Source organism: Solihabitans fulvus (genome assembly GCF_008386585.1).
Classification (GTDB): Bacteria; Actinomycetota; Actinomycetes; order Mycobacteriales; family Pseudonocardiaceae; genus Solihabitans; species Solihabitans fulvus.
Map to the genome: position 1 here is coordinate 177,661 of NZ_VUOB01000041.1, position 26,441 is coordinate 204,101.

Here is a 26,441-nt window from a genome sequence, read left to right on the forward strand (position 1 = left end):
AAACCCGGGAGCACCAAGAGCTCCCAACCCCGGGACGCACCAAGAGCTCCCAACACAGTGACTGCCTGGCGGAGTGACTCCGTCGGACGGCCATCGTGTTGGGAGCTTTAAACTTGGGTCGCTCATGTCGGTTTTGCGATTGAGGGGCCCAACTTGCGCGTTCGTCGAGTCGTCACCACCAGGGCGGGCGGCAGCTCGAAGTCGCCGTATGACTCGTTCAACCTCGGTGATCACGTCGGCGACGATCCGGCGGACGTCGCCGCGAACCGTCGTCGCCTTGCCGATGCGGCCGGCCTCGCCGAGGACCGGGTCATCTGGATGGAGCAGGTGCACGGCAGGACCGTCGGCGTGGTCGACGGCCCCCGCACCGAGCCCGTCGAGGCCACCGACGCCCTGGTCACCGCGGAACCCGGCCTCGCACTGGTCGCGCTCGTCGCGGACTGCGTGCCGGTGCTGCTCGGCGACCCGGTCGCCGGAGTGATCGGCGCGGTGCACGCCGGCCGGGTCGGCGCCAGGGTCGGCGTGCTGCCGGCCGCGCTGGCCGCGATGACCGAGGCGGGCGCCGCCGTCGAGCGGATCGAGGTGCTGCTCGGCCCCGCGGTGTGCGGCGAGTGCTACGAGGTCCCTGCCGCCATGCAGGCCGATGTCGAGGCGCACCTGCCGGGCAGCGCGAGCAAGTCGCGGGCCGGCAAGCCGGCGCTGGATCTGCGCGCCGGGCTGTGGAACCAGCTCGCCACGGCGGGCGTCGCGCGGATCGGCGTGGACCCGCGCTGCACCGTCGAGGACCGCACGTTGTTCAGTCACCGCAGGGAAGGCACCACTGGGCGATTGGCCGCGATCACCTGGATCGATCTGGACGACGCGACATGAGCGGGCACAACGGGCGAATCACCCGGCCCGGCGCACGTGAAATCCCGTCGGCGCCAAGAGCGGAGCGAGGACGTCGATGAGCACCGCCGAGGTCGATGAGCGCCGGGTGATGCTGGCGGCATCACTGGAGGACGTGCGGCAGCGGATCGCGGCCGCCTGCGTCGCCGCCGGCCGCGATCCGGCCGCCGTGCGCCTGCTCGCTGTCACCAAGACCTTCCCTGCCACCGATGTCGCCCTGCTGACCGACCTCGGGCTGACCGCGTTCGCGGAGAACCGCGACCAGGAGGCCGGCCCCAAGGCCGTCGAGCTGGCCGGGCTGCGCGGGGACGCGCCGGTGCACTGGCACATGGTCGGCCGGTTGCAGCGCAACAAGGCCAGGTCGGTCGTTGCCTGGGCGGACACGGTGCAGTCGGTCGACTCGGTGCGGCTCGCCGAGGCGTTGGCCAAGGCCTCGGCCGCCGCGCGCGCCGAGGGCCTGCGCACCCGGCCGTTGGACGTGCTGCTCCAGGCGAGCATCGACGGCGACCCGGCGAGGGGTGGTTGCCCGCTGCCGGATCTTCCCGAACTCGCCGACGCGGTAGCTGGATCTGGTGAACTTGTCTTGCGGGGCGTGATGGCCGTGGCCCCGCTAGGGTCTGATCCAGCGAAAGCATTCGCTGCATTGAGTGACGCAGCCGTACGGTTGCGTGAAGATCACCCCGGAGCGGTGGAGTTGTCCGCCGGGATGAGCGGTGATCTGGAGCACGCGATCGCCCACGGGTCGACCTGCGTGCGTGTCGGAACCGCCTTGCTCGGCGGGCGAAGGCTAGCCTCGCCCTAGCCGTTGAGGGGCGGCAGGGGTCCGGGCCGCACCGTACCCCTACGGCGGGGAGTCGCGGAGGAAGGGCTGCCATGAGCGCGTTGCAGAAGCTGAAGGCCTACTTCGGGATGGTCCCCGCGGACGACGCCGACGGCTACGAGGACGAGCGTGCCGGCAGGTATGCCGACCACCGGGGGGACTACCGGGCCGACTACCCGGGCGAGCCGGAGGACTACGACGCCTACGCCGAGCGCGGCGGGCGGCGTGGCCGGCTGTTCGGCGGCGGCCGGTCCGACTACCGCGCCGAGCTGGCCGACGACGGCGACGACTACGAGCCGGAGGCCCCGACCAGGGCCCGACGCAACTGGTCGCAGGAGGCCCCGGTGCACGGCGCGCTGGCGGTCGAGCCGCAGCGCGAGCCGGTGACTAGGCTCCGCCCTGTGCAGGAACACCAGACCAACTATCACCTCGGCCGCATCACCACCCTGCACCCGCGCAGCTACAGCGAGGCGCGCACCATTGGTGAGCACTACCGCGACGGCACCCCGGTGATCATCAACCTGACCGACCTCCAGGACTCCGACGCGAGGCGTCTCGTGGACTTCGCCGCTGGTCTGGCCTTCGCGCTGCGAGGGTCGATCGACAAGGTCACCAACAAGGTGTTCTTGCTCTCACCGCCCAACATCGACGTGACGGCGGAGGACCGGCGACGGCTTGCGGAGGGTGGGTTCTTCAACCGCACCTAAGAGATGGCACAGTTGCTAGTGTGGAACCGGTCAGGATCGTTCTGTACTACCTGCTGTTCTTCTTCTGGCTGCTGTTGATCGCGCGCGTCGTGGTCGAGCTCGTCCGGACGTTCGCCCGCGAGTGGCGACCGGCCGGCGGAGTTGCGGTCGCGCTGGAGAGCATCTACACAGTGACCGATCCACCGGTCCGTTTGGTCCGTCGGGTGATCCCGATGGTCCGGATCGGCGGCGTCGGACTGGACCTGTCGATTATGGTGCTGTTGCTGGTTGTGTTCATACTGAAACAATTGGCGTATCCCGGGTGACGGGGACCCGGGTGACCACAGCCCATGGAGTGCGTGAGGTGATCTGATGTCGTTGACCCCCGCTGACGTGCATAACGTTGCGTTCAGCAAGCCTCCCATCGGCAAGCGGGGCTACAACGAGGACGAGGTGGACGCGTTCCTCGACCTGGTTGAGGCCCAGCTGGCCCACCTGATCGAGGAGAACAACGATCTCCGGCAGCAGGTCGAGCAGCTCGACCAGCAGCTGGAGTCGACCCGCGCCGACCTCGACGACGCAAGGACCAAGGTGTCGTCCGGCGCCATCGCGGCCAGCCGCGTTGAGGAGCCCCGTCGACTCGCGCCGGTGCCGCCGCCTTCGGTCATGGAGCAGACGGCCCCCGGTGGCGGCGGTGGTGGCGGCGATCACCACGTGCAGGCCGCCAAGGTTCTCGGGCTCGCCCAGGAGATGGCCGACCGGCTCACCGGTGAGGCCAAGTCCGAGGCGGACGGCATGCTGTCCGAGGCGCGGACGAAGTCCGAGCAGCTGCTCTCGGAGGCGCGGGCCAAGTCCGACACGATGGTCAACGAGGCGCGCAGCCGCGCCGAGACCATGCTGAACGACGCGCGGACGCGGTCGGACGCCCTCGAGCGTCAGGCGCGCGAGAAGGCCACCGCGCTGGACCGGGACGCGCAGCGCAAGCACGCCGAGGTGATGGGCAACATCACCCAGGAGAAGAACGCGCTCGAGAAGAAGATCGACGAGCTGCGCACCTTCGAGCGGGAGTACCGCACCAGGCTCAAGACGCTGCTCGAGTCGTCGCTGCGCGACCTTCAGGACCGTGGTCCTGCCGCGCCGTCCGACGGCCGTCAGCAGACGGGTGGCTACACGTTCGGTGCGCGCGCCGCTGAGGCGGGCTGAGTCAGCTCGTGCCAGGGCGGGTCCTTCTGGGTCCGTCGAAGCCGGGCTCCATCGCGAGCGGAGTCTGACTGGTGCTGTTCCTAGTTCTGCTGTTGGTGCTGGCCGCCTTCGGGCTGCTCGTCGCCGCCCTGACCACCGGGCTCACGCTGTGGGCGTGGGTGTCGGTCGGGGTGAGCGTGCTCGCCGCCCTGCTGTTGGTCGTCGACTGGACGGTTCGCCGCCGGTCGAGGTCCGTCAGCGGGGCGGTGACGGGCTCGAGGGCGGCCGGCACCGCCGCAGCGAACGAGGGTGTGATCAACGCCTCAGCGGTGTCCGGTGATCATCAGGTTACCGAAGGTGATCTTGACGGCGACACCGGGGGTATGCAACCCGACACGCGGGATGCCGCGCCAACCGGAACCAAGCCGGGTGACAAGGCATCAGCCTCGGGCGCGGCCGTAGCCTCGGGCGCGGCCGTAGCCTCGGGCGCGGCCGTCGGCGGGCCGGACGTGGATCCCGCCGAAGAGGACACCGACGCGGCGGATCTGCTGACCGTCACCGAGCTGACCGACGAGGTGCGGGTGCTCGACGAGCGGCCCGGCTACCACCTCGCGGCCTGCTCGTGGCTCGCCGGCCGTCCTTCGCTGGCGCTGCCGGTGCGCGAGGCGCGCCAGCTGGGTTTCGTGCCCTGCGCGGTGTGCCGCCCCGACTCGACGCTCGCCGCGCGGCATCGCGCCAAGGCATAGCGAAGCCGGCCGCCCGCCCGTGTTCCGCCGGCGGGAGCGGCCAGCGACACACTGCTCGCCGGGCAACACGGACAACCGGTTTGCGCGCGCGGGTTACCCTTAATGCACAGACATCGATCCGGCCATCACCGGGGAGTCTCCGGAAGAACGGGCGGTTCACCGCCTCAGTAGAACCGGACGGGCCGGCCCGTCACAGCCGGTTACGAGAGGCTGGTCCACTGCGGACCGGCAAGCGGGGTGGTACCGCGGGACGTCGGCGTGTCAGCACGCGGCGTGTCGTCCCCGTGTGGGTTCCCATCGGGAACCCGTGCGAGAGACGGACGAACCGCGAGGAGCACCACCGATGGCCTACCCCAAGGCTGGCACCGACGGCGTACCGGCGCAGCCCTCCTTCCCGGCGTTGGAGCAGGACGTGCTCGGCTACTGGGCCGAGGACCGCACCTTCCAGGCGAGCGTGTACCACCGCCCGGCCGGCGAGAACGGCGCGAACGAGTTCGTCTTCTACGACGGCCCGCCCTTCGCCAACGGCCTGCCGCACTACGGCCACCTGCTCACCGGCTACGCCAAGGACGTCGTCCCGCGCTACCAGACCATGCGCGGCAGACACGTCGAGCGGCGCTTCGGCTGGGACACCCACGGCCTGCCGGCCGAGGTGCACGCCGAGAAGCAGCTCGGGATCTCGCACAAAAACGAGATCGAGGCCATGGGCATCGAGAAGTTCAACGAGATCTGCCGCACCACGGTCCTCCAGTACACCGAGGACTGGCGCGCCTACGTGACCAGGCAGGCCCGCTGGGTGGACTTCGACAACGACTACAAGACGCTCGACCTCGACTACATGGAAAGCGTCATGTGGTCGTTCAAGTCCTTGTGGGACAAGGGTTTGGTCTACGAGGGCTTCCGGGTGCTCTGGTACTGCTGGCGCTGCGAGACGCCGCTGTCCAACACCGAGACCAAGATGGACGACACCTACCGGGACCGCCAGGACCCGGCCGTCACGGTCGGCATGCGGCTGGACAGCGGCGAGCTGGCGCTGATCTGGACGACCACCCCGTGGACGCTGCCGTCCAACCTCGCGATGGCCGTGCACCCCGAGGTCGACTACGTCGCCGTCGAGCACGATGGCGAGCGCTACCTGCTCGCCGAGGCGCGCCTCGCGCACTACGCCCGCGAGCTCGGCGAGGACGCGGCCGAGCGCGTCGTGGCCCGCTACAAGGGCGCCGACCTCGTCGGCCGCCGCTACACGCCGGTGTTCGACTTCTTCGTGGGCCGCGAGAACGCGCACCAGATCCTGCCGGCCGACTACGTCACCACCGACGACGGCACCGGCATCGTGCACATCGCGCCCGCCTTCGGTGAGGACGACAAGGTCGTCACCGACGCGGCCGGCATCGAGCCGGTCGTCCCGGTCGACTCGCGCGGCGAGTTCACCGACGAGGTGCCGCCCTACGTCGGGCAGCACGTGTTCGACGCGAACAAGGCGATCATCCGCGACCTCAAGGCGAGCGGCGCGCTGCTGCGGCACGAGACCTACGACCACCCGTACCCGCACTGCTGGCGCTGCGCGAGCCCGCTGATCCAGCGCGCGGTCAGCTCATGGTTCGTCGCGGTGACCAAGTTCAAGGACCGGATGATCGAGCTGAACCAGCAGATCAACTGGTCGCCGGGGCACATCAAGGACGGCCAGTTCGGCAAGTGGCTGGAGAACGCGCGGGACTGGAACATCTCGCGCAACCGGTTCTGGGGCGCGCCGATCCCGGTGTGGGTGTCCGACGACCCCGAGTACCCCAGGGTCGACGTGTACGGCTCGCTGGACGACCTGGCGCGCGACTTCGGCGTTCGCCCGACCGACCTGCACCGGCCCAACATCGACCAGCTGACCAGGCCCAACCCGGACGACCCGACCGGGCGCTCCACCATGCGCCGGGTGCCGGAGGTGCTGGACTGCTGGTTCGAGTCGGCGTCGATGCCGTTCGCGCAGGTGCACTACCCGTTCGAGAACCAGGACTGGTTCGAGCACCACTACCCGGGCGACTTCATCGTCGAGTACAACGGCCAGACGCGCGGCTGGTTCTACAACATGCACGTGCTGGCCACGGCCCTGTTCGACCGGCCGGCGTTCCGCAACTGCATCGCGCACGGGATCGTGCTCGGCGACGACGGGCAGAAGATGTCCAAGTCGCTGAACAACTATCCGGACGTGAACGAGGTGTTCGACCGGGACGGCTCGGACGCCATGCGCTGGTTCCTGATGTCCAGCCCGATCCTGCGCGGCGGCGACCTGATCGTCACCGAGCGCGGGATCCGCGACGCGGTGCGCCAGGCCGTGCTGCCGCTGTGGAACTCCTGGTACTTCCTCGCCCTCTACGCCAACGCCGAGGGCAGGGAGGGGACCTGGCGCGTCGACAGCACGCACGTCCTCGACCGGTACGTGCTGGCCAAGACGCACGACCTGGTCGCCACCGTGACCGAGGCGATGGACGCGTTCGACCTGTCCGGGGCCTGCGCGATCGTGCGCGAGTTCCTTGAGGGGCTGACGAACTGGTACGTGCGCCGCTCGCGGGACCGGTTCTGGGCGGGCGACGCGGACGCGATCGACACGCTGCACACCGTGCTGGAGGTGACCTGCCGGGTGGCCGCGCCGCTGCTGCCGCTGACCACCGAGCAGGTGTGGCGCGGGCTGACCGGCGGCCGTTCGGTGCACCTGGCCGACTGGGTTGGCGCGGACGAGCTGCCGGCCGACGACGCGCTGGTCGCCGCGATGGACCAGGTGCGGCAGGTCTGTTCGACGGCGTTGTCGTTGCGCAAGGCCAACAAGCTGCGCGTGCGGCTGCCGCTGGCCAGGCTCGTGGTCGCGGCGGAGGACGCCGCCGCGCTTGAGCCGTTCACCGAGCTGATCCGCGACGAGGTCAACGTGAAGGAGGTCGTGCTCACCACGGACGTGTCGGCGCACGGCCACTTCCAGCTCGCGGTGAACGCGAGGGTGTGCGGGCCGAGGCTCGGCCAGGACGTGCAGAAGGTGATCCGCGCGGTCAAGGCGGGCGAGTGGACCACCAACGCGGCAGGCGGGGTCGTCGCGGCGGGCATCGAGCTGTTCCCCGAGGAATACGAGCAGCGGCTGGTCGCCACCGACCCAGGGGCGACCTCGGCGCTGCCCGGCGGGGCGGGCCTTGTCGTGCTGGACACCGTGGTCACCAAGGAACTCGCCGACGAGGGCGTCGTGCGCGACCTGGTCAGGTTGGTGCAGCAGGCGCGTCGCGCGGCCGATCTCGACGTGTCCGACCGGATCGCGCTGACGCTGGAGTTGCCGGCCGAGGTGGCCGACGCGGTGCGCGCAGGCGAGGCGTTCCTGGCCGCCGAGACGCTTGCCGACTCGGTGACCCACGGCGACGCAGGGATCGACGCGTTCGAGGGCACCATCGGCGACGGCGTCAAGGTGCGGGTGGCCGTCGCGCGGGTGTAGTTCGTCGCGAAGGGGCCGCGATGTCGTTGCTGTCAACGACATCGCGGCCCCACCGCGTTGTGTCCTGCTAGTTGCGCCTGTCGGCGCGGTTGGCGCGCCGGACCGCGAACAGGACCCGGTCGACCAGTGCGGTCGGCGGTGGGTCCAGTTCGAGCACGAGTCGGTCGAGCGCGCGATCCAGCCAGGTCATGGCGTTCATCGCCAGCCTTCCTCTCCCTCTAGTCGGTCCCGTAGCGTTCGCAGGCAGCGCCCCCTCGTCGGGCCGATGCTGCCCCTCGGCATGTTCAGCGCGTCGGCGACGGACCGGTACTCGACCCGGCCGGCGAGCACGGTCAGCCGCAACAGCTCCTGGCACCGTTGCGGCAGCTGGACGAAGGCCGCCCACAGCATGCGGTCCCGGTCCTCCATCAGCGCCTGCGGCTCCGGCAGCCACTCCTCGCTGGTCAACTGCTCGGCGACCTCCTGGGACAGCGGCAGCTGGGCGCGGCCGGCTCGCCTGGAGCGCTGCGCCTCCCGGCGCGTGGTGGTGATCAGCCAGCCGACCAGGGCCCTCGGCTCGACCAGCCGGTCCAGGTGCCGCAGCAGCGCGAGCCACACGGTCTGCACCACGTCCTCGGCGGCCTCCTTGCCGACGCTGTTGCCCCTGGCCACGTGCCACACCAGCGGGGTCAGCTCGGCGACGAGCACGTCGAGCGCGCGGCGGTCGCCGTCCCGCGCGGCCCGCAGGCAGGCCGCGTGCCGGTCGGGGCCGATCAGGCCCTCCCACGGCCGGGGCGCGCCGGTGGCGACGGGAGCGGGCCGCGTCCGCCGGCCGGTCGTCCGCGACGGCGGGTCCTCGGCGCGGGCCTCGGCCAGGATCGCCGCGACGCCGACGCCGTCCGGCGCTGGCTCCTCCTGGATGGCCTCGCGCAGGGCGTCGCGCAGCTCGTCGAGGCGGCCGGTGAGGTCGCCGGGCTCCGCGGACCTGTCGTGGCTTCCGTTAGCGGTCATGGTCGTTCCCCCTGCCACGTCGTCCCGGTCGTGCCGCGAATCGGCGTTCGGGATTGCCGACCACCTCGGCCACCCTGGCCCGCGCGGTGGAGACGTACTTGCGCACCGTCGCCCGGTCGCAGCCGAGCACCTCGGCGGTCTCGTCGTCGGAGATCTCCCAGAAGCGCAGCACGAGCGCGGTCCGCAGCTGCTCGGGGAGCTTGCCGATGGCCCTGAGCGTGTCGCTGAGTTCCTGCCAGTGCTCGGGATCGCGCTGGCGCTGCACCAGCACCCGGTAGGTGCCGCGCTGCCAGCCGGTCAGCTCGTCGGTCAGCTCGCCGGGTCGTTCCAGGCTGCGGGCCTGGTCGATGATCAGGTTGCACATCGTCCTGACCAGCCAGGCCCGCTTCGAGGTGTGCACGGTGTCCCAGCGCCGCCAGAGCCGCACGAACGCGTCGTGCGCGGCTCCCTCGCCGTCCAGGTTCGGGGCCATCATCGCGGCGATGCGCAGCAGCCGGGTGTGTTCCTCGTCGTAGAGCTGGGTGAACTCCGCGTGCCGGGCCTCTGGCTCGGCGTCATCCTTGGGTTGCGCGGGAGGTTCGGTCACCGCACGTCCCAGCCGGTCGGTTCTCCTGTCGCCACGGCGTCGACGCCGGTCGGATCTGTCATCTCCCGCCCTCCCTCCTGGGAGTGTGGACCAGTCCTGCTTTGGTCCCTCACCTCAAGGACGGATGGGGCGCGCGATTGTGGACGCGCCTTTCTCGCCGCGGGCTCAGGGCCGCGTGCTCGGGTGCCCAGTTCGGGTGCTGAGTTCGGGTGCTCAGTTCGCCGCGACGGCCTCGGGCGGGCGCCCAAGCCCCGCGCGCACCAGCCGAACCCACGGCGACCACCGCGCCGGCCTGGCCGGCGGGTGCCCGACGGCGACGGCGGCCAGGTCGAGCAGGTCCTCGATCAGGGCGTCGTGCATCCAGCGGATCGCCAGCGGCCACGCGACGCGCCCTGAGCCGACCGGCGTGCCGACGACGGTGTGCCGGACCACGCAGGTGCCCGGCGAGGCGCCGTCGAGGACTTCGAGGGTGTGCGTACCCCTGAGCTTGGCCGGTTCGAAAGTGAACTCGGCCAGCCGTCCCGGCCGGTAGGCGGTGCAGGAGTAGCGGATCGGGCCGTGCCCGCCGATCGCGCCGACGGCGAGCGGCCGGTCCAGCACCAGCGGCGGCCAGTTCTGGCCAGGCCACAGGGAATTGCCCGGCTCGGCGATCCGGTCGAGCAACTCGCCGACGCGCTCGGCCGGCACGGGCAGCGCGCGTTCGTGGACGTTCCTGATCATGTCGAACACCTCCGTACGGTCCCGTATGGAACTGACCGTACGGTAGCGTACGGAACCGTGGCGGAGAAGAGCGCGGGACAGCGACGGCGGACACGGTCGGACTGGGCGGCCGCGGCGCTGCGCGCGCTCGCCGAGGGCGGCGTCGCGGCCGTCGCGGTGGAACCGGTCGCCGCCAGCCTCGGCGCCACCAAGGGCAGCGTGTACTGGCACTTCCCGAACCGGGAGGCGCTGCTGACCGCGGCCCTGGAACTGTGGGAGACCGAGCACACCGAGGCGGTGATCGAGCTGCTCGAACCGATCGCCGAGCCGTTGGCCAAGCTGCGCACGCTGTTCAGTGCCGTGCTGGAGGACACCGACAACCGGGTGCTGCTCGCGCTGCTCGCCTCGGCGGAGGACCCGGTGGTCGCGCCCGTGCTCGGCCGGGTCACCGAACGCCGGATCGGTTACCTGGCAACGTTGTTCGGCGAACTCGGCTGGACGCCGACGCAGTCCCGTCGGCGCGCGGTGCTGGCGTACGCGGCCTACGTCGGCCAGGCGCAGCTGATGCGCAGCTCGCCGAAGATGTTGCCGGCCAACAAGGTCGGCCGGCGCGCCTACCTGGACGACGCGCTGCACGCGCTGGGCGTGCCGCCGGCTTCGAAGGGTTAACCCAGACCCGCTCGTTGCAGCCCGATTAGTCCTTTCCGGTGACTTCAGGAGACAATGGGGTCACCGACAGGCGATGACCGGGAGGCGGAGTGGACGGACTCACGACCGCGCTCGGCATCGGTGCCGTGGTGTTGCTCGTGTCCGTCATTGCGGTGCGGGTCTCCACCAGGCTCGGCCTGCCCTCGCTGCTGCTGTATCTCGGCATCGGCGTGCTGCTGGGAGAATCCGGGCTGGGCATCCGTTTCGACGACGCCCAGCTGACCCAGGCGCTCGGCATCTCCGCGCTGGTGCTCATCCTCAGCGAGGGCGGCCTGACCACGCGCTGGTCGGACGTCCGGCCCGCGCTCGGGCTCGGCGTCGTGCTGTCCACTGTGGGCGTCGGCGTCAGCATCGCCGTCACCGGCACCGCGCTGCACTTCCTGCTCGGCCTCGACTGGCGCGTCGGGCTGTTGTGGGGCGCCGTGTTGTCCTCGACCGACGCGGCGGCCGTGTTCAGCGTGCTGCGCTCGGTCCGCGTCGGCAAACGCCTGGCCGGCACGCTGGAACTGGAGTCCGGCCTCAACGACGCGCCCGTCTTCATCGCCGTCGTGCTGCTCGCCTCCGGTGACCTGAGCTGGACCGCGCCGCTGCTGCTGGTCTACGAACTCGGCGTCGGCGCGGTGCTCGGCTGCGCGCTCGGCTGGATCGGCGCCGCCGCGCTGCGTCGCGCCGCCCTGCCGGCCACCGGCCTGTACCCGCTGGCCACCGTCGCGGTGTGCGTGCTGGCCTATGCGGCCGGCGACCTCGCGCACGCGTCCGGACTCCTCGCCACCTACACGGCCGGACTGATGCTGGGCAACGCCAAGCTGCCGCACCGGTCCGACACGCTGTCCTTCGCCGAGGGGCTCGGCTGGTTGGCGCAGATCGGCCTGTTCGTCCTTTTGGGACTGTTCGCCGCGCCGGGCCGGCTGCTGCACGCCGTGGTGCCCGCGCTCGTCGCGGGCGCGGTGTTGCTGTTGCTGGCCCGCCCGCTGTCGGTGCTGCTGTCCGCGCTGCCGTTCCGGATGCCCTGGCGGGAACAGGCGTTCCTGTCCTGGTCCGGGCTGCGCGGCGCGGTGCCGATCGTGCTCGCGCTCGTCCCGCTGACCAGGGGAGTGCCCGACGCGCAACACCTGGTGGACGTGGTGTTCGTGCTCGTCATCGTGCTGACCCTGGTGCAGGGCAGCACGTTGCCGCTTGCGGCGCGGTGGCTCGGCCTCGCCAGGCCGACCTCGGAACCGAGGGAGATCGAGGTCGACTCCGCGCCGCTGGACGAGCTCGGCGCGAACCTCGTGCAGGTGCGGATCCAGCCGGGATCCCGGCTGCACGGCGTGTACCTGTCCGAGCTGCGGCTGCCGACCGGCGCGACGGTCAGCCTCGTGGTGCGCGAGGGCGCGGGCTTCACCCCGAAGGCCACCACCCGTCTCCAGGAGCGCGACCAGCTGCTGGTGGTGACCACCGAGGCCGCCCGCACCGCGACCGAGCAGCGCATCCGGGCCGTGGACCGCGCGGGCCGCTACGCCCGCTGGAAGGGCGAGTCGGGCTCCGCCGACTGATATGGAATCCCGCGTCTGCGGGTTCCCCTGAGGGATACACGGTCGCTCCCAGGATGTGGGCGAGGGTCGCGGAGCCGAAATTCGTCGGCTAAGGTCGGATTCAAGGTCATGAGCGCCAGCGTCAAGCCCCGGCTCGCTGGCCGGCAACCCTCCAACCGCGGTGGGGTGCCCCGGGTGAGGACCTGGTCCGTCGCGGGTCGCGGCGGGCAAGCGCGGACCCCTCGCGGGTCCCCAGGGACCCCGGAGGTCTGTCATGACGCTCGCCGTGCCCCAGGCCCGTACCGCCGCCTCGACGGCCCCGATCCCCGCCGTGGTCGGCGGATCGCTGCGGGTGCCGCTGGTCACCGGCGAGCACGTCGACTACGCGAACCTCGACCACGCGGCCAGCGCGCCCTGTCTGACGCCGGTCCGCGACGCCGTCGACGAGCTGCTGCCCTGGTACGCCAGCGTGCACCGCGGCGCGGGCTTCGCCTCCCAGGTGTCCACCCGCGTCTACGAGCAGGCCAGGAACGCGCTGCGGCGCTTCCTCGGCGCGCGCTCCACCGACGCGGTCGTGTTCACCCGCAACACCACCGACTCGCTGAACCTGTTGGCCCGCAGCCTGCCCAGGCACACCTCGGTGGTGCTGTTCGACACCGAGCACCACGCCGCGCTGCTGCCGTGGCGCGGCCCGAACGTGCGCCGCGTGCAGACCCCGGCGACGCCGGCCGCCGCCGCGCTCGCCCTCGACGAGGCGCTGGCCGCCACGCCGGAGGGCCCGCGCCTGGTCGTGCTCACCGGGGCGTCCAACGTCACCGGCGAGCTGTGGCCCGTCGCCGAGCTGGCCAGGATCGCCCGCCGGCACGGCGCGCGCGTGGCGCTGGACGCCGCGCAGCTCGCCCCGCACCGGCCGATCAACGTCCGGACGCTGGACGTCGACTACGTCGCGCTGTCCGGCCACAAGCTCTACGCGCCCTTCGGCGCCGGTGCGCTGGTCGGCAAGGCCGACTGGTTGCAGGCCGCCGAGCCGTACCTCGTCGGCGGCGGCGCGACCCGTCAGGTCACCGACTGGGGCGACCACCTCGGCGTGGCCTGGTCGGCGGTGCCCGAGCGGCACGAGGCCGGCTCGCCCAACGTGGTCGGCGTGCACGCCCTCGCCACGGCCTGCGACGTGCTCGGGCAGCAGTGGGACGCGGTCAACGCGCACGAGCAGGCCCTGCTGCGCCGCCTGCGCGCGGGCCTGGCCTCCGTGCCCGGCCTGCGCGAGCTGAGCCTGTTCGGCTCGGGCCACGACCGGGTGGGCGTGGTCAGCTTCACCGTCGACGGCCAGGACATCGGCCTGCTGGCCGCCGCGCTGGCCGCCGAGTACGGCATCGGCGTGCGCGACGGGGCGTTCTGCGCGCACGTGGCGACGACCCGGCTGCTGCGTCAGGCGGGTTCGGACGACACCCGCGCGCTGCGCGCCAGCCTCGGGCTCGGCAGCACGGCCGAGCACGTCGACCGCCTGGTGCACGCGCTGCGCACGCTCGTCGCGGACGGCCCGAACTGGCGCTACCGCAAGGACGACGGCCGTTGGGTGCCGGAGCAGGACAGCCGCCCGCTGCCGCCGTTCCTCGCGGGCTGACCGACCGTCCTGGTCAACTCCTGGTGCAGCCGCAGGCCGATCGTGTCGACCTGACGCCGGATGGCCTGCGGCACGGTCGTCTGGGTTCCGGTCAGGTTCAACACGCACGACACGCGCCCGTCCCACGGGTCAAGAACGGGCACAGCGACGCAGGCGAGATCGTGCTGAGTCTGTACGGAGTGTTCCCATCGACTGACCGCCATGGTTCTCCTGGTCATGAGGGCGAGCGCGATGCCGTTGACGCCGGCGTGCCTGATGTCCCACCTGGCGCCCGCGACGAAACCCAGCTTCTCGGCGGCATCCTGTGTTCTCCGGTCGCCGTCCCGCCACAGCACCACGCCGTCACCGTCGACGACGACCATCATCTGTCCGGTGGCCTCGGCCAGCGCGGTCATGGCGGACAGCACCCATGAGTGCGTTGCGAGCTGGGACGTTCGGCGTCGGTGCATCACCTCGTCCGGGCTGGGGGTCTCCATCTCGACGCCGCGCTCAGGATCCAGCTGAAGGTACTTGGCCACCCGCCACGCCCGATCGATCACCGGGCGCGGGAGGAGCGGAAGGGGCTCTCCTCGGTGGAACGCGTCGTAGATCCTTTCTCCCGAACGCATCCATCGGCGGGATTCGCGATCGCCGCCAACCGTGAACGGTTCGAGCGTTCTGCGCGCATGTCGACGGTTCGAGCGGACCGTCGCCGGTGACGCGCCCAACGCGTCGGCGATCTCGTTGGGCTGGTACCCGTCGTAGAGTCCGGCCACGACCTGCCGTTGTCGTTGCGGCAGGATCGCCAGGAGTTCTCGCACGGTGTCGATCTCGCGATCCCGGTGACAGATGTCGGCGGCGGAGAGCTCACGTGGTCGGCCAGTCCAGTTCTCGGCCCTGATCTGGTCGCGGAGTTGGCACTTCTTCATGGCGGACAACGTGTACATCGCCGCCCGGCGAAGATAGGCGCCCCGGTTCCGCACCTGTGTCGCGCGACTGAAAGTCTTCATCAGCACCAGCTGCACCGCATCCTCGGCGTCGAACCAACTCGCCCCTTTCTGAACCAGAAAGCGCACCAATGGGTGACGCCACTGCGTGAAGAAATCCTCGAACGGGACGAGGGCAGTGCTACTCATGGCGACCTCCGCCTGCCGCGTGCCGAGTTCGCTGGCTCGCCGGCCGACCGTGCTTTCGCCTGGTCCGCGACCTGGAGACGCTCGACAGGAGAACCTCTCTGGCGTCGAGTGCGCCCCTGAGCGCCGCCACGGCGAGCCCGCCATACAGGATGATGTTGCTGGACAAGGTCGTCTCCTCTGGGTCTACAACACTGGAAACCTCAGTGGTTGGAAACATGTGCATTCTCTGGTGTCAGCGGCGCGTAGTTGCGTGCAACGCTAGCTGGGTGAAACTGGCGGGTGTGCGATGTCGGGCAAAGGCCGCCGCGACAATAAATTAAGCATTCTGCGATATTGCATATGCTGGCGGAGCGGCAAACCGGGGCCCCGGACGCGCGGCCGGCGTCCGGTGAAGTTGTCGAACAGCCAGGCTGGGCGCGAGATCGGTGCCTATCATCGCCCGGTGACCACTGTGTTGATCATCGGTGCTGGCGACATGGGCGACCAGGCCGCGCGGCTGGACTCCGTGCTGGCGACGACCCACCCGACGACCTGACCGACGACCTTCCACCCCCAGCGACACGCGAGAGGAATCCGCAGTGACCGACGATCGGCCCGAGCTGGTTGGCGGCTGGGAACTCGCCCGATACGGCCACACCGAGAACTACCGCAAGCGATTGGCCAACAACGTCACGGTCATCGCGAACTGGGACAACGAGTCCGGCACCGGCAGCGTGGAGGCCCGCGTCGAGCCGCTGGGGATCGGGCGGACGCTGACCAGCAGCCGCAGGAAGTTCCGGGACAAGGAGGCGTTCTGGACCGCCGCGCACTGCGTGGTGGAGATGGCCGCGAACCTGCCGTCGCTGGGTGCGGGACGCGAGAGCCCAGCCGACTTCGGACTGTCCGGGGAGGTCGCCGGGACCGTCGAGGCCGAACCCGGCAGTGCCGGTGTCCCGGAGGCCGAGCTGACCTTCACCCTGGTCGACGGCCGGACGGTGACCCTGACCCTCTCCGACGAGCAGGCGTTCGACCTGTGCCGGCGCATCGACAAACTCGACAGCTACGTCTGGTTCGAGCAGCGCGCCGAGAACGAGGACGACGCCGACGACGCGGACGACGGGGACGAGGGCGCTGACGACGCTGGCGAGGACGGCGTCGGCGTCGAGGTTGAGACCGTCGAGGCTGCGGCCGTCGAGGTGCCCGATGTCAGCGCGGTCCGGTCGGGCCCGGACACCGGCCATGACGTGGTGACGATCCTGGACGCCCAGTTCGGGATCACCGAGGACTACCTCATGGCGCACGTCGACTGGTCCGCCCTGATCGTCGTGGGTGAACCCGCCGTGAGTTCGCTGATCGAGCGGGGTGCCGAGCTGGTCGCCGCGTTGCGGCCGCGGTGGGATCCGGTCGTCCTGGATCGGCCCGGTGAGCAGTGGGTCGTCGTGCGCCGCGCCGACCTGGTGTAGTCGGCCGGCGGAAATTGGTTGGGTGGATGACGCTCGGACTGATAAAGTCCGGGCGACCGTGAAATCGCGCTAGGAGGTGAGCCCCATGAACGCAGTAGGCGGATGGGCGCTCCCCCTCGGAGTCACGGTCGGGCGATACACATAGGTGTCGCCGGGAGCGCCTCAACAAGGCAATCCCGAAGGTGGCACGCTATGAATTCTGCGCATATTACGTCGAGTACGGACGAGCACCCGGTCGTGATCACCCGGGTCGCGGACAGTCACTGGCACGCCCTTGAGGACGACCGGACGGTCGGCCGAGGCGAGGCCACACGCCGGCCGGACGGGCGGATCTTCCTCAGCATCGACTCGTGGCACGACTTGGTCTTCGACCGGCTGGCCGGCGTGATGCTGGCGGACCTGCCGACGCCGCTGTACACGGTGGTCGACGAGGCCGACCTCGACCTGACGTCCAGTTGGGAGCGGGCCGGCTTCACGACCCGGCGCCGCGAGTGGGAGTACGTCGTGCCCACCGACCCCCGGGTCACCGGGCTCGACTCGGTGCGACCGCCCTCAGGGGTGACGATCGTGGCCGCCGGTGCGGCGAAGTTGGGCCCGCTGCGCGAGTTGGACCGCGCGATTCGCGACGAGGTCGAGAGCACGGTCGGCTGGCAGGAGATGCCGGCCGAGGTGCTGCCCCGCCCGCACGGGATCACCATGCCGGACCTGCCGAAGTACGCGGTGGCGGCCCAGGCCGACCAGTACGTGGGGCTGGCTCGGGTGGTGATGATCACCCGGCTGCCACGGATCGGGATCATCGCGGTCCGGGCCGGCCAGCAACGCGGCGGCATCGCCCGCGCGCTGCTGGCCCACGTGCTGGGCTCGCTGCACAGCGCCGGGATCGACACGGCATCGGCAGAGGTGAACGAGTCCAACGCGGCTGCCACGGCGCTGTTCGACGGCATCGGCGCCCGGCGGGCGAGCAGCAGCCTGGAATTGATCCGCCGCTGACGCGACGTTCGTTTCCCTTCCTTCCTTATTGATTGCACAGTCCTTACCAATCGCACAGTCACCGACTGGAGAAAACGAGAACATGTCAAAGACAGCAGGGGGCATCGAAGTCGAGGGCACCGTCGTCGAATGCCTGCGCAATGCCACTTTCCGGGTGGAGCTCGAGAACGGGCACAAGGTGCTCGCGCACATCAGCGGAAAGATTCGAAAGAACTACATCAAGATCCTGCCGTACGACCGGGTGCTCGTCGAGCTGAGCCCGTACGACCTCAACCGAGGCCGGATTCGCTTCCGGTACAGGTCGTAGCAGCCGGACAGGTCGTAGCGGCCGGGTAGGCACGTCGTCGGCCTGAGGTGACGGGTATCGGCGTCCGGTTTCGAGCCGGCCGCCGATACCGCTGCCGATACCGCTGCCGCCTCTCGCCCTGCGCCGGAGCCGCGGCCCGGCCGGCGGCGACGCGGATGGCGGCTCGTCCGCTCTGACGAGCCCGCCGAGTGCCCGGCGGGCCGTGCTGCGCGAACGTGCTGGACAATGGGTCCGTGAGCACCGAGCCCAGCACCGAACCGACCGAGGCCGTCGTGCCGAGCCAGCAACCCAGACGACGACTCGGACTGTTGGCCGTCGCGGCCGTCGCGGCGCTCGGGTTGGACCTGCTGACCAAGACTTTGGTCGTCGCGAACCTGGAGCACACCGCCCCGGTGAAGCTGCTCGGCGGCCTGGTCTACTTCAGCGTGCTCCGCAACGGCGGCGCCGCGTGGGGCATCGCCTCGGGCATGACCTGGGTGCTCGCGATCGTCGCCGTCGGTGTGGTGTGCACGATCATCTGGCTCGCGCCGAGGCTGCGGTCGGTCGGCTGGGCGCTGGGCCTCGGGCTGGTGCTCGGCGGCGCGCTCGGCAACCTGACCGACCGGATCTTCCGCGCGCCGAGCCCGTTCCAGGGCCACGTGGTCGACTTCATCTCCGTGTTCGCCCCCTACGGCGACAAGTTCCCCGTGTTCAACGCGGCCGACTCGGCGATCTGCGTCGGCGGCGCGCTGATCGTGCTGATGGCGCTGTTGCAGCGCGACTACGACGGCACCTCGACCAAGAACAAGAGCAAGGCCAAGAGCGACAGCTCTGCCGCGAACGACAAGAAGAACGAGGACGAGACCGCATGAGTGGGTATCGGACGCTGCCGGTGCCCGACGGGCTGGACGGCATGCGGGTTGACGCCGGGCTGGCCAAGCTGTTGGGCCTGTCGCGGACCGTGGTGGCCGCGCTGACCGAGTCGGGCGATGTGCTGCTGGACGGTCAGGAGGCCGGCAAGTCGGACCGGCTGGTCGCGGGCTCCACGCTGGAGGTCACGCTGCCGGAGCCGGAGCGGCCCGTGCAGGTGCAGGCCGTGCCGGTCGAGGGCCTGCAAGTGTTGTTCGAGGACGACGACGTGATCGTCGTGGACAAGCCGGTCGGCGTCGCCGTGCACCCCAGCCCCGGCTGGACCGGTCCGACGGTGGTCGGCGGGCTGGCGGCGTCGGGCGTGCGGATCGCGACCTCGGGCGCGGCCGAGCGGCAGGGCGTCGTGCACCGGTTGGACGTCGGCACCACGGGTGTGATGGTGGTGGCGAAGAGCGAGCACGCGTATTCGGTGCTCAAGCGCGCGTTCAAGGAACGCACCGTGGACAAGCTGTATCACGCGCTGGTGCAGGGGCATCCCGATCCGACCAAGGGCACCATCGACGCGCCCATCGATCGGCATCCCAAGCACGACTACAAGTTCGCCGTGATGGCCAACGGGAAGCCGAGCATCACGCACTACGAGGTGGCGGAGGCGTTCCGCGCGGCGTCGCTGTTGGACGTGCACCTGGAGACCGGGCGGACGCACCAGATCAGGGTGCACTTCTCGGCGCTGCGGCACCCGTGTGTCGGGGATCTGACGTATGGGGCGGATCCGGCGCTGGCCAAGCGGTTGGGCATGGCGCGGCAGTGGTTGCACGCGCGGACGCTCGGGTTCCACCACCCGGCGGACGGGCAGTGGGTCGAGTTCACCAGCGAGTACCCGGCGGATCTTCAGGCCGCGCTGGATATGTTGAGGGCCGAGGGCTGAGCTAGTTCGCGGCTAGTTCGCGCGGGGCGCGCAGTGGCATGAGGTGAGGAGTGCCGAGCCGACCGCCATGGGGACCCACTGGCTGCCGGTGCCGTTGCAGTCGGGGCAGGTGTCGGGCGGCCAGAGCAGGTTGAGCTGGTGTTCGACGGTGTCGAGCAGCTGGCGCGCGCCCTCCTCGGTGAGGCCGAGGAAGACCTCGCCGGTGCTGGCGTGGAGTTGGACGCAGATGCGGGACATTTCCTCGCTGGCCCAGCTGCGGATTTCGGTGTCGGCGCGGATATCGGCGACGAGAATGTGACGTTCCATGTCAACCCCTGCGTGCCTACGGGAATGGTCGCTGCTAGATTGCTCGCGCTCACTGCCAGCGGCAAGCTTATTCGGGCATAGATTCCCATCTTCACTCGATCGGGGTCGACATGGCATCGAAACCCACGGCGAAGCGGCGCCGCGTAGCGCGGCGGCTGCGCGACCTCCGCGCGCAGGCCAACCTGACGCACGAGGACGCGGCCAAGCATCTCGGCTGTGGTCAGCCCAAGATCAGCAAGATGGAAGGCGCGATCATCGGCCTGAACGCCGATGAGGTCCGGCAGTTGGCCGAGTTCTACGGCGCTCCGGCGCAGACAGTGGAGAGCTTGGTCAGGCTGACCAGGGAGTCGCGTAAGCGCGGCTGGTACTCCAGCTACGACGGCACACTCAGCTCGGACAGCTTGGACTACATGGAGTTGGAGACCGATGCGGTCAGCGTCGCCAACTTCCAGATCGACCTGTTTCCCGGCCTCACGCAGACCGGTGACTACGCACGCGCGGTCATCCGCGCGGCGGATCCGACAGCTCCTGAGGAGCTGATCAACAAGCGGGTCGAGCTACGGATGAAGCGGCAACAACTGGCTGCTGACAACGGACTTTCGTTGTGGGCGGTTATCGGCGAGTCGGCACTGATTCGGCCAGTTGGCGGAGCTGAGGTGCATCGCACCCAGTTGGCGCACATCCTTGAGTTGGCGGCCCGGCCGGGCGTCCAGTTTCAGGTGCTGCCGATGCGCGCGGGCGAGCACATCGCAATGGGTGTGCCGTTCTCGTGCTTCCGCTTCGATGACGGTGACGGTGTTGTGGCGGTTGATCATCTCAAAGGCACATTGTATTTGGAGGAAAGCCTCGACGTTGAGCGGTATAGGCTGGCGTTCCAGCACTTGTGCGGTGCGGCCTTGAGTCCGCAGGACTCGCTGGCCTTGATGCGGCGATACATCGACAAGGAGTGCAGCGAATGGGACCGGTCGGTCTGAACCTGGCTCACTGGCGCAAGTCCAGTTACAGCGGTGGCAACGCCGACTGCGTTGAGGTCGCGTTCGGCTCCGCCGCCGGAGTCCGAGACAGCAAGAACCCCGGCGGCGGCCACCTCTCCGTCAACCCTCGACGCTGGAGCGGCTTCCTCGCCGCCGTCAAGGTCGGCCGGTTCGACCGCCCCTAGTCTCGACTGACCTGCGGCTATGGCGCTCGTTGGTATCCTTGGCCGGTACGCGCGAGGAGAGGGGTCCGCGAATGACCGCGTTGGCCGCCCTGCCCGACTGGATGGTGCTCCCGCCCGAGGGAATCACCGCGGAGGACTACGAAGCCCTCCCCGAGGACATCTGCCGCCGCATCGAGATCGTCGACGGAGCCATCGTCGTGAACGCCGCTCCCCGCCGCGCACACCAGATCATCGCCCGCCGCCTGGCCAACCTGATCGAGGACGCCTGCGGCCCCACCTTCGCCGTCGCGACCGACGTCGACCTCCGGATGCGCGAGTTTCCGCTGCTCAACCGCCGCCCGGACATCGTCGTCTACGACGCGTCCGTCACCGACGACGCGGTGCTGCGGCCCGAGGACTGCCTGCTGGTCGTCGAGGTGATGTCGCCGGGCTCGGTGACCGCCGACCAGACCGACAAACCCGCCGAGTACGCGGCCGTCGGCATCGGGCACTTCTGGCGGATCGAGAACAGCGACGACGGGGATCGCAGGCTGACCGTGTTCCGCTACCGGCTGGACCCCACCACCGGTTCCTACGCCTCGGCCGGCGTGAACGTCGCCGAGATGACCGTCTCCGACCCCTTCGACCTGGCCGTGGTCTTCGCGGACCTGTACTAGCGAGGCGCTAAGGCCGGCGGCCAGGTGTCGATGTGGCGGTGGCCTTCCCGCGCGGCGTCGACGAACTCGCGAAACGCGGCGAGCGCGGGGTGCGGGTTGTCGCGTCGCCAGATCAGCGAGTGCGGGTAGACCGGTGTCGGGTCGCGCACGTCGATGCGGCGCAGGTCGTAGTGGGGCGGCCAGACGAGCCGGATGTGCGGGCTGACGAAGGTCGCCAGCGTCGGGGAGTCGGCGATCAGCTCCATCATGTCGTCGGTGCCGAAGTTGGGGCCGACCGCGTCGATGACGAGCCCGAACGCGGCGGCGAGTTCGTCGTAGAAGGCGGCCCACTCGGTGCCGGCTGCGTTGCCCGGCATCCAGATCCGGCGCCCGGCCAGCTGGGCCGGTGTGACGACTCCGGCGGCGGCCAGCTCGTGGGCGGGGCCGGTGAGGAGCTGAATGGGGTCGTCGAGGACGCGCGCGGCCTCGACGTCGTCGGGGAGCTGCCGCGCCGGCACGACGACGGCGCGGAAGGACGCGTCGATCGTGCCGGACCGGACGGCGGCGATGGCCGCGTCGGCGTCGGGCAGAGTGGTCACGACGTCGAGTTCGATCGCAGGATGCGCGCGGTGGAAGTCGCGCAACAGCCGCGCTGGTGCGATCTTCGTGCTGAGGACGTCGACGCGCAGCGCGCGCCGGCCGGGCCGCACGGAGTCGACCGCCCGTTCCTCGGCGAGCAGGAGATCGCGGGCGTGCGGCAGGAAGGCCCGACCGTCGATGGTGAGCCTGGCACCGCGCGGCGTGCGGGTGAACAGCCGCACGCCGAGATCCTGTTCGAGCGCGGCGATGCGCTTCGAGACGGCCTGCTGGGTGATCGCCAGATCGTCGGCGGCGTCCTGGAACTGGCCGGCGTCGGCTGCGGCGAGGAAGGCGCGCACGGCATCGAGGTTCACGTCGAGGAAACGTAGCGGCACAACGTCTGGTTGTGGCTCGCCGGCCGGTCGGTTGTTTGATCCGCCGGTCTCTCGCTCGCTTTGATCTGCCAGGTCAACGACGGGTTGGTCGAGCCAAAGCGATGGCGGGGGTGTGGCGGAGATGACGGGCAGGCGGTCGCTCGGGCGGCAGTTCGAGTGGCTCTGGGCGGCGTTCGCGGTCAGCGCGATCGGCTCGTGGCTCGCGTTCGACGCGGTCCCGCTGATCGCGGTCCTGGTGCTGCACGCTGGCACGGCCGAGGTGTCGGTGCTGGCCGCCGCGGGACTCGCGGTCGGTGCCGTGGTGGCGGTGCCGCTCGGGCCGTGGGTGGAGTTCCGGCGCAAGCGGCCGGTGATGATCGCGATGGACCTGACCCGGTTCGCTGCGGTGTTGAGCGTGCCGGCCGCGTACGCGCTGGGGTGGCTCGGTTTCGGGCAGCTCCTGGTCGTGTCGGTCATCGTCGCCGCCACCGACATCACGTTCACGGCGGCCAGCGGCGCGACCCTGAAAGCGTTGGTGCGGAAGGAGGATCTGCTCCGCGCGAACGGGCGGTTCGAGTCGACCACCTGGACCGCCACCATCCTCGGGCCGCCGCTCGGCGGGGCCGCGGTCGGGCTGTTCGGCCCGGTCGCGACGCTGCTGGTCAACGCGGTCAGCTACCTGCTCTCTGCGGTGGGCATCCGGGCGATCGGCGGGCGGGAGCCGAGGCCCGCGCGCGCCGCCGCGCCGAAGTGGCGGGCGGGCGACGTGCTCGAGGGATGGCGGTACATCCTGACGAACTCGGTGCTGCGTCAGCTGTTCTGCAACACGATCCTGGTGAACGGCCTGATCATGGCGATCGCGCCGCTGCTGACCGTCCTCATGCTCGGGCCGCTCGGGTTCACGCCGTGGCAGTACGGGCTCGCGTTCGCCCTGCCGTGCGTCGGTGGGCTCGTCGGCGCGCGGCTGGCCGCCCCGCTCGTCACGCGGTTCGGCCGGCGCAGGGTCATGCGCACCGCCGGAACGCTGCGGGCGTGCTGGTTGGTCGGGTTGGCCTTCATCCAGCCCGGTGTCTCCGGGCTGGTGCTCGTCATCGTCGTGGAGCTGGGGATGATCACCTGCATCGGCGTGTTCAACCCGGTGTACGCGACCTACCGGCTCGAACACACCGAGACGGGCCGGGTCGCCCGCGTGTTGTCCGCGTGGTCGGTGACCGGCAAGGCCACCACCGCGGCCACGACCGCGCTGTGGGGCCTGCTGGCCGGCGTCACCGGCCCCCGCGCCGCGATCGCGATCGCCGGCCTGCTCATGCTGGCGACTCCGTTGCTGCTGCCCAAAAAGGACCGTCTGGCGCGGCAGGAGCGGGAGCCTGCCGTGCTGGACAGTGTCTAATGCGGGGCCGCCGGGCCTCCGGCACGAAGGCCCGGCGTGGCCCGTCAGGAGGGCTGGCGGGTCGGCATGATCGTGATCTGCTGGAAGTTCACGTGCGCCGGCTGCGCGACGAGGAAGTTGACCGCCTCGGCGACGTCCTCGGACGCGAGCCAGGTCATCTCCTTCTTCGCGCCATCCAGCCACGCCAGCGCGCCGGCGTCGGTGACGTGGCCCTGGAGCTCCGTGCCCACGATGCCCGGCTCGATCACGGACACGCGGACGTCCTTGGCCCCCAGCTCCGCGCGGAGGGTGCGGGACAGGTGCGTGACGTAGGCCTTGGTGCCCGAGTAGACCGCGAAGCTCGGGAAGATGTTCTGGGCGGCGATCGAGGAGGTGTTGACCAGGTCGGCCACCCCCCGGTCCGCCGCCGCCGCGACCAGGTGCGGGACGAACGCGCCGATCGTGTTCATCAGCCCGGTCACGTTCAGGTCGATCTGGTGCTGCCACTGCTCCACCGGCACCTCCTCGACCGGTGCGGGCAGCATGACGCCGGCGTTGTTGAACAGCAGGTCGGTCGTGCCGAGCACGGCGGCCACCCGCTCGGCCGCGTCGCGCAGGGCGGCGGCGTCGGTCACGTCGACCGGCAGGGCCAGCGCCGACCCGCCGGCCTGCTCGATCTCCCCGACGAGGTTCTCCAGTCGGTCGGCGCGGCGGGCGAGTACGGCCACCCGCGCGCCGGACGCGGCCAGCCGCCTGGCCGTGGCCTCGCCGATACCGCTGGAGGCGCCCGTCACGACGGCGACGCGACCGGCCAGCGCAGTGGTGGCGGGCACTGTCGAGATGGTCATCTGTGCGCTCACTTTCGTGTGGTTCGCGGCGGTTCGGCCGCGTTGTCGAGACAACCACCGGGCGGAGCGCCGAAGTCGGCCCAACCGAGCCCTGCCCGACCTCGGTGCGGCGAACCTCGGTCCAGCAGACCGAGGTTCGCCGGGGCGGGGCGCGGCCAGGCCCGTCAGACTGGATTCATGGACCACAACGTCGAGCTGAAGGAGTTCCTGCGCTCGCGCCGCGCCCGCCTGAGCGTGGACGACGTCGAGCTCGGCGGCACGGCCGGCGTGCGCAGGGTGCCCGGGCTGCGCCGGGAGGAGGTGGCCCAGCTCGCCGGGGTGAGCGTCGACTACTACAGCCGGCTCGAACAGGGCCGCCATCTCAACGTGTCCGACGAGGTCCTCGACGCCGTCGCCCGCGCCCTCGGCCTCGACGAGATCGAGCGGTCCCATCTCTTCCAGCTCGCGCGGACCAGTCCCCGTCGCGGCAGGCGCCGCCCGCCTGCGCGGGTGCAGCGGGTCCGGCCAGGAGTGCGGCGCGTCCTGGAGACGCTCGACGACGTGACCCCGGCGTGGGTGTTCGGTCGGCGGATGGACGTGCTCGCCAGCAACCGGCTGGCCAGGGCGCTGATGACCGACTTCGAGGCGCTGCCACCGAGGGACCGCAACGTGCTGCGGTACACCTTCCTCGACGAGTCAGCCCGCGACCTCTACGTCGACTGGGCGGAGGTGGCCAGGGACAACGTGGCCGTCCTGCGCCTCGACGCCGGGCGTCATCCCGACGACCCGCTGCTCGCGGAGCTCGTCGGCGAGCTCGCGGTCAAGAGCCCGGAGTTCCGCCGCTGGTGGGCGAGCCACAACGTCCGCGAGCGCAGCCACGGAACCAAGCGCTACCACCATCCGCTGGTCGGCGACCTCACCGTCGACTACGAGTGCGTCGCCGTGCTCGGCGACGCCGACCAGACGCTGTGCGTCTACACGACCGAGGCGGGCTCGGCGTCGGAGACGGCGCTGCGCCTGCTCGCCAACTGGACCGGCGCCCCGAACTCCGCCGTCAGGTCCGCGTCCGAGTAGGCCTTTTCTCGCTCGCGTCAGGAGTGGGTCCAGCCCCACCCACCCGTACGGCCAGACCCATGCCGAGCCGACCGGGCGCTCCGTAGCGTCGTTTTCACAACGACACGGAGGAGAACGAACGATCATGGCGACGACCACGACGACCCAGCCCGGCGACTCCCGCACCCAGGCGGCCTTCGACACGGTGCGGAAATGCGTCACGCTCTTCGGCGCCGTCGGCGCCATCGTCCTCGGGACGGTCGCCGTGATGGCGTTCACCGGCCACGAGGCGACCCCGTTCATGTGGATCAGGGGAGCGATCCTGCTCGCGGTCGCCCCGCTGATCTACCGGATGGTCGTCCGCGCCTCGCAGGGGTCATACAAGGCGTTCGACCGCGTGCGCACCCTTTCGACCATCGCGCCGATCGCGATCATCGGCGTCGACCTGATCCCCGGCATCTGCCCGCCGTGGTACGCCGTGCTCCAGGGCCTGTCCACCCTCGCCCTGGTCGGCGTCGCCGTCACGACCCGAGGTTCCGCGCTGAGCGCCGCTTTCCCCAAGCAGAAGTGACACCAGCACGACGACCGAGTCCCGACAAATC

The 26,441-nt window shown here is 70.4% G+C and carries 29 protein-coding genes and 1 riboswitch; of the genes, 21 read left to right on the forward strand and 8 right to left on the reverse strand.

What is annotated here, in order from left to right:
- Nucleotides 1-153 precede the first annotated feature (153 nt).
- The 7 genes from pgeF (at nucleotide 154) to ileS (ending at nucleotide 7,785) form a co-directional block, all read left to right on the forward strand.
- Nucleotides 154-870, forward strand: coding sequence for a peptidoglycan editing factor PgeF (gene pgeF / locus F0L68_RS22740; protein ID WP_149851657.1), 717 nt, complete (start codon nucleotides 154-156; stop codon nucleotides 868-870).
- Between the two features lie 76 nt (nucleotides 871-946).
- On the forward strand, nucleotides 947-1,690 hold the full coding sequence (locus F0L68_RS22745) for a YggS family pyridoxal phosphate-dependent enzyme (RefSeq protein WP_149851658.1): 744 nt from the start codon (nucleotides 947-949) through the stop codon (nucleotides 1,688-1,690).
- Between the two features lie 71 nt (nucleotides 1,691-1,761).
- Nucleotides 1,762-2,415 carry a cell division protein SepF gene (locus F0L68_RS22750; protein ID WP_149851659.1) on the forward strand — a complete coding sequence of 218 codons (654 nt, stop codon included), beginning with the start codon at nucleotides 1,762-1,764 and terminating at the stop codon, nucleotides 2,413-2,415.
- A gap of 20 nt (nucleotides 2,416-2,435) precedes the next feature.
- On the forward strand, nucleotides 2,436-2,720 hold the full coding sequence (locus F0L68_RS22755; RefSeq protein WP_149851660.1) for a YggT family protein: 285 nt from the start codon (nucleotides 2,436-2,438) through the stop codon (nucleotides 2,718-2,720).
- Between the two features lie 46 nt (nucleotides 2,721-2,766).
- A complete protein-coding gene (gene wag31 / locus F0L68_RS22760) occupies nucleotides 2,767-3,597 on the forward strand; it encodes a DivIVA-like cell division protein Wag31 (RefSeq protein ID WP_149851661.1) in 831 nt (276 codons plus the stop codon).
- A gap of 71 nt (nucleotides 3,598-3,668) precedes the next feature.
- Nucleotides 3,669-4,322, forward strand: coding sequence for a hypothetical protein (locus F0L68_RS22765; protein WP_149851662.1), 654 nt, complete (start codon nucleotides 3,669-3,671; stop codon nucleotides 4,320-4,322).
- Nucleotides 4,323-4,665: 343 nt separating this feature from the next.
- A complete protein-coding gene (ileS, locus tag F0L68_RS22770) occupies nucleotides 4,666-7,785 on the forward strand; it encodes an isoleucine--tRNA ligase (RefSeq protein WP_149851663.1) in 3,120 nt (1,039 codons plus the stop codon).
- Between the two features lie 67 nt (nucleotides 7,786-7,852).
- Here ileS and F0L68_RS44580 read toward each other — a convergent pair whose 3' ends face one another.
- The 4 genes from F0L68_RS44580 to F0L68_RS22785 all read right to left on the reverse strand — a co-directional run bounded on the left by F0L68_RS44580 (nucleotide 7,853) and on the right by F0L68_RS22785 (nucleotide 10,081).
- The gene (locus F0L68_RS44580) at nucleotides 7,853-7,984 is read right to left on the reverse strand and encodes a hypothetical protein (protein ID WP_276313877.1); all 132 of its coding nucleotides are present in this window, start codon (nucleotides 7,982-7,984) and stop codon (nucleotides 7,853-7,855) included.
- Entirely contained in the window at nucleotides 7,981-8,541 is a 561-nt protein-coding gene (locus F0L68_RS22775; RefSeq protein WP_223199073.1) for an RNA polymerase sigma factor, read from the reverse strand. The genes F0L68_RS44580 and F0L68_RS22775 overlap by 4 nt, the downstream gene beginning before the upstream one ends.
- A gap of 223 nt (nucleotides 8,542-8,764) precedes the next feature.
- The gene (locus tag F0L68_RS22780; protein WP_188316748.1) at nucleotides 8,765-9,361 is read right to left on the reverse strand and encodes an RNA polymerase sigma factor; all 597 of its coding nucleotides are present in this window, start codon (nucleotides 9,359-9,361) and stop codon (nucleotides 8,765-8,767) included.
- Nucleotides 9,362-9,574: 213 nt separating this feature from the next.
- The gene (locus F0L68_RS22785) at nucleotides 9,575-10,081 is read right to left on the reverse strand and encodes an SRPBCC family protein (RefSeq protein WP_149851666.1); all 507 of its coding nucleotides are present in this window, start codon (nucleotides 10,079-10,081) and stop codon (nucleotides 9,575-9,577) included.
- 57 nt (nucleotides 10,082-10,138) lie between these two features.
- Here F0L68_RS22785 and F0L68_RS22790 point away from each other — a divergent pair, with 57 nt between their 5' ends.
- From F0L68_RS22790 to F0L68_RS22800, 3 genes are all read left to right on the forward strand, one after another.
- Nucleotides 10,139-10,729: a TetR/AcrR family transcriptional regulator gene (locus F0L68_RS22790; RefSeq protein ID WP_149851667.1), complete on the forward strand. Its 591-nt coding sequence runs from the start codon at nucleotides 10,139-10,141 to the stop codon at nucleotides 10,727-10,729.
- Between the two features lie 89 nt (nucleotides 10,730-10,818).
- Nucleotides 10,819-12,303: a potassium/proton antiporter gene (locus tag F0L68_RS22795; protein ID WP_149851668.1), complete on the forward strand. Its 1,485-nt coding sequence runs from the start codon at nucleotides 10,819-10,821 to the stop codon at nucleotides 12,301-12,303.
- Between the two features lie 104 nt (nucleotides 12,304-12,407).
- Nucleotides 12,408-12,522, forward strand: a riboswitch (SAM riboswitch).
- Nucleotides 12,523-12,556: 34 nt separating this feature from the next.
- Nucleotides 12,557-13,906, forward strand: a complete 1,350-nt coding sequence (locus F0L68_RS22800; RefSeq protein WP_149851669.1) for an aminotransferase class V-fold PLP-dependent enzyme — start codon at nucleotides 12,557-12,559, stop codon at nucleotides 13,904-13,906.
- Here F0L68_RS22800 and F0L68_RS22805 read toward each other — a convergent pair.
- A complete protein-coding gene (locus F0L68_RS22805; RefSeq protein WP_188316749.1) occupies nucleotides 13,834-15,021 on the reverse strand; it encodes a sigma factor-like helix-turn-helix DNA-binding protein in 1,188 nt (395 codons plus the stop codon). The genes F0L68_RS22800 and F0L68_RS22805 overlap by 73 nt on opposite strands.
- A 578-nt stretch (nucleotides 15,022-15,599) precedes the next feature.
- On the opposite strand from F0L68_RS22805, the gene F0L68_RS22810 reads away from it, so the two are divergent.
- From F0L68_RS22810 to F0L68_RS22830, 5 genes are all read left to right on the forward strand, one after another.
- Nucleotides 15,600-16,463: a hypothetical protein gene (locus F0L68_RS22810; protein WP_149851671.1), complete on the forward strand. Its 864-nt coding sequence runs from the start codon at nucleotides 15,600-15,602 to the stop codon at nucleotides 16,461-16,463.
- Nucleotides 16,464-16,700: 237 nt separating this feature from the next.
- On the forward strand, nucleotides 16,701-17,453 hold the full coding sequence (locus tag F0L68_RS22815) for a GNAT family N-acetyltransferase (RefSeq protein WP_223199043.1): 753 nt from the start codon (nucleotides 16,701-16,703) through the stop codon (nucleotides 17,451-17,453).
- An 82-nt stretch (nucleotides 17,454-17,535) separates the two neighbouring features.
- A complete protein-coding gene (gene infA / locus F0L68_RS22820; protein WP_149851673.1) occupies nucleotides 17,536-17,760 on the forward strand; it encodes a translation initiation factor IF-1 in 225 nt (74 codons plus the stop codon).
- A gap of 233 nt (nucleotides 17,761-17,993) precedes the next feature.
- A complete protein-coding gene (lspA, locus tag F0L68_RS22825) occupies nucleotides 17,994-18,611 on the forward strand; it encodes a signal peptidase II (RefSeq protein ID WP_149851674.1) in 618 nt (205 codons plus the stop codon).
- Nucleotides 18,608-19,537, forward strand: coding sequence for an RluA family pseudouridine synthase (locus tag F0L68_RS22830; protein ID WP_149851675.1), 930 nt, complete (start codon nucleotides 18,608-18,610; stop codon nucleotides 19,535-19,537). Before lspA ends, F0L68_RS22830 begins: the two co-directional genes overlap by 4 nt.
- Before the next feature lie 12 nt (nucleotides 19,538-19,549).
- On the opposite strand, the gene F0L68_RS22835 is transcribed toward F0L68_RS22830, so the two are convergent.
- A complete protein-coding gene (locus tag F0L68_RS22835; RefSeq protein WP_149851676.1) occupies nucleotides 19,550-19,843 on the reverse strand; it encodes a hypothetical protein in 294 nt (97 codons plus the stop codon).
- Nucleotides 19,844-19,953: 110 nt separating this feature from the next.
- On the opposite strand from F0L68_RS22835, the gene F0L68_RS22840 reads away from it, so the two are divergent.
- From F0L68_RS22840 to F0L68_RS22850, 3 genes are all read left to right on the forward strand, one after another.
- A complete protein-coding gene (locus tag F0L68_RS22840; protein WP_149851677.1) occupies nucleotides 19,954-20,817 on the forward strand; it encodes a helix-turn-helix domain-containing protein in 864 nt (287 codons plus the stop codon).
- On the forward strand, nucleotides 20,799-21,002 hold the full coding sequence (locus tag F0L68_RS22845) for a DUF397 domain-containing protein (RefSeq protein WP_149851678.1): 204 nt from the start codon (nucleotides 20,799-20,801) through the stop codon (nucleotides 21,000-21,002). Before F0L68_RS22840 ends, F0L68_RS22845 begins: the two co-directional genes overlap by 19 nt.
- Before the next feature lie 71 nt (nucleotides 21,003-21,073).
- On the forward strand, nucleotides 21,074-21,658 hold the full coding sequence (locus tag F0L68_RS22850; protein ID WP_223199044.1) for a Uma2 family endonuclease: 585 nt from the start codon (nucleotides 21,074-21,076) through the stop codon (nucleotides 21,656-21,658).
- Here F0L68_RS22850 and F0L68_RS22855 read toward each other — a convergent pair.
- A complete protein-coding gene (locus F0L68_RS22855) occupies nucleotides 21,655-22,590 on the reverse strand; it encodes a LysR family transcriptional regulator (RefSeq protein ID WP_149851679.1) in 936 nt (311 codons plus the stop codon). The genes F0L68_RS22850 and F0L68_RS22855 overlap by 4 nt on opposite strands.
- A gap of 142 nt (nucleotides 22,591-22,732) precedes the next feature.
- Here F0L68_RS22855 and F0L68_RS22860 point away from each other — a divergent pair, with 142 nt between their 5' ends.
- Entirely contained in the window at nucleotides 22,733-23,980 is a 1,248-nt protein-coding gene (locus tag F0L68_RS22860; protein WP_149851680.1) for an MFS transporter, read from the forward strand.
- Between the two features lie 44 nt (nucleotides 23,981-24,024).
- On the opposite strand, the gene F0L68_RS22865 is transcribed toward F0L68_RS22860, so the two are convergent.
- The gene (locus F0L68_RS22865) at nucleotides 24,025-24,807 is read right to left on the reverse strand and encodes an SDR family oxidoreductase (protein ID WP_149851681.1); all 783 of its coding nucleotides are present in this window, start codon (nucleotides 24,805-24,807) and stop codon (nucleotides 24,025-24,027) included.
- A 177-nt stretch (nucleotides 24,808-24,984) separates the two neighbouring features.
- Here F0L68_RS22865 and F0L68_RS22870 point away from each other — a divergent pair, with 177 nt between their 5' ends.
- Nucleotides 24,985-25,860 (forward strand): helix-turn-helix transcriptional regulator, encoded by an 876-nt coding sequence (locus F0L68_RS22870; RefSeq protein ID WP_149851682.1) that lies wholly within the window; start codon nucleotides 24,985-24,987, stop codon nucleotides 25,858-25,860.
- Nucleotides 25,861-25,984: 124 nt separating this feature from the next.
- A complete protein-coding gene (locus F0L68_RS22875) occupies nucleotides 25,985-26,410 on the forward strand; it encodes a hypothetical protein (protein ID WP_149851683.1) in 426 nt (141 codons plus the stop codon).
- Nucleotides 26,411-26,441 lie beyond the last annotated feature (31 nt).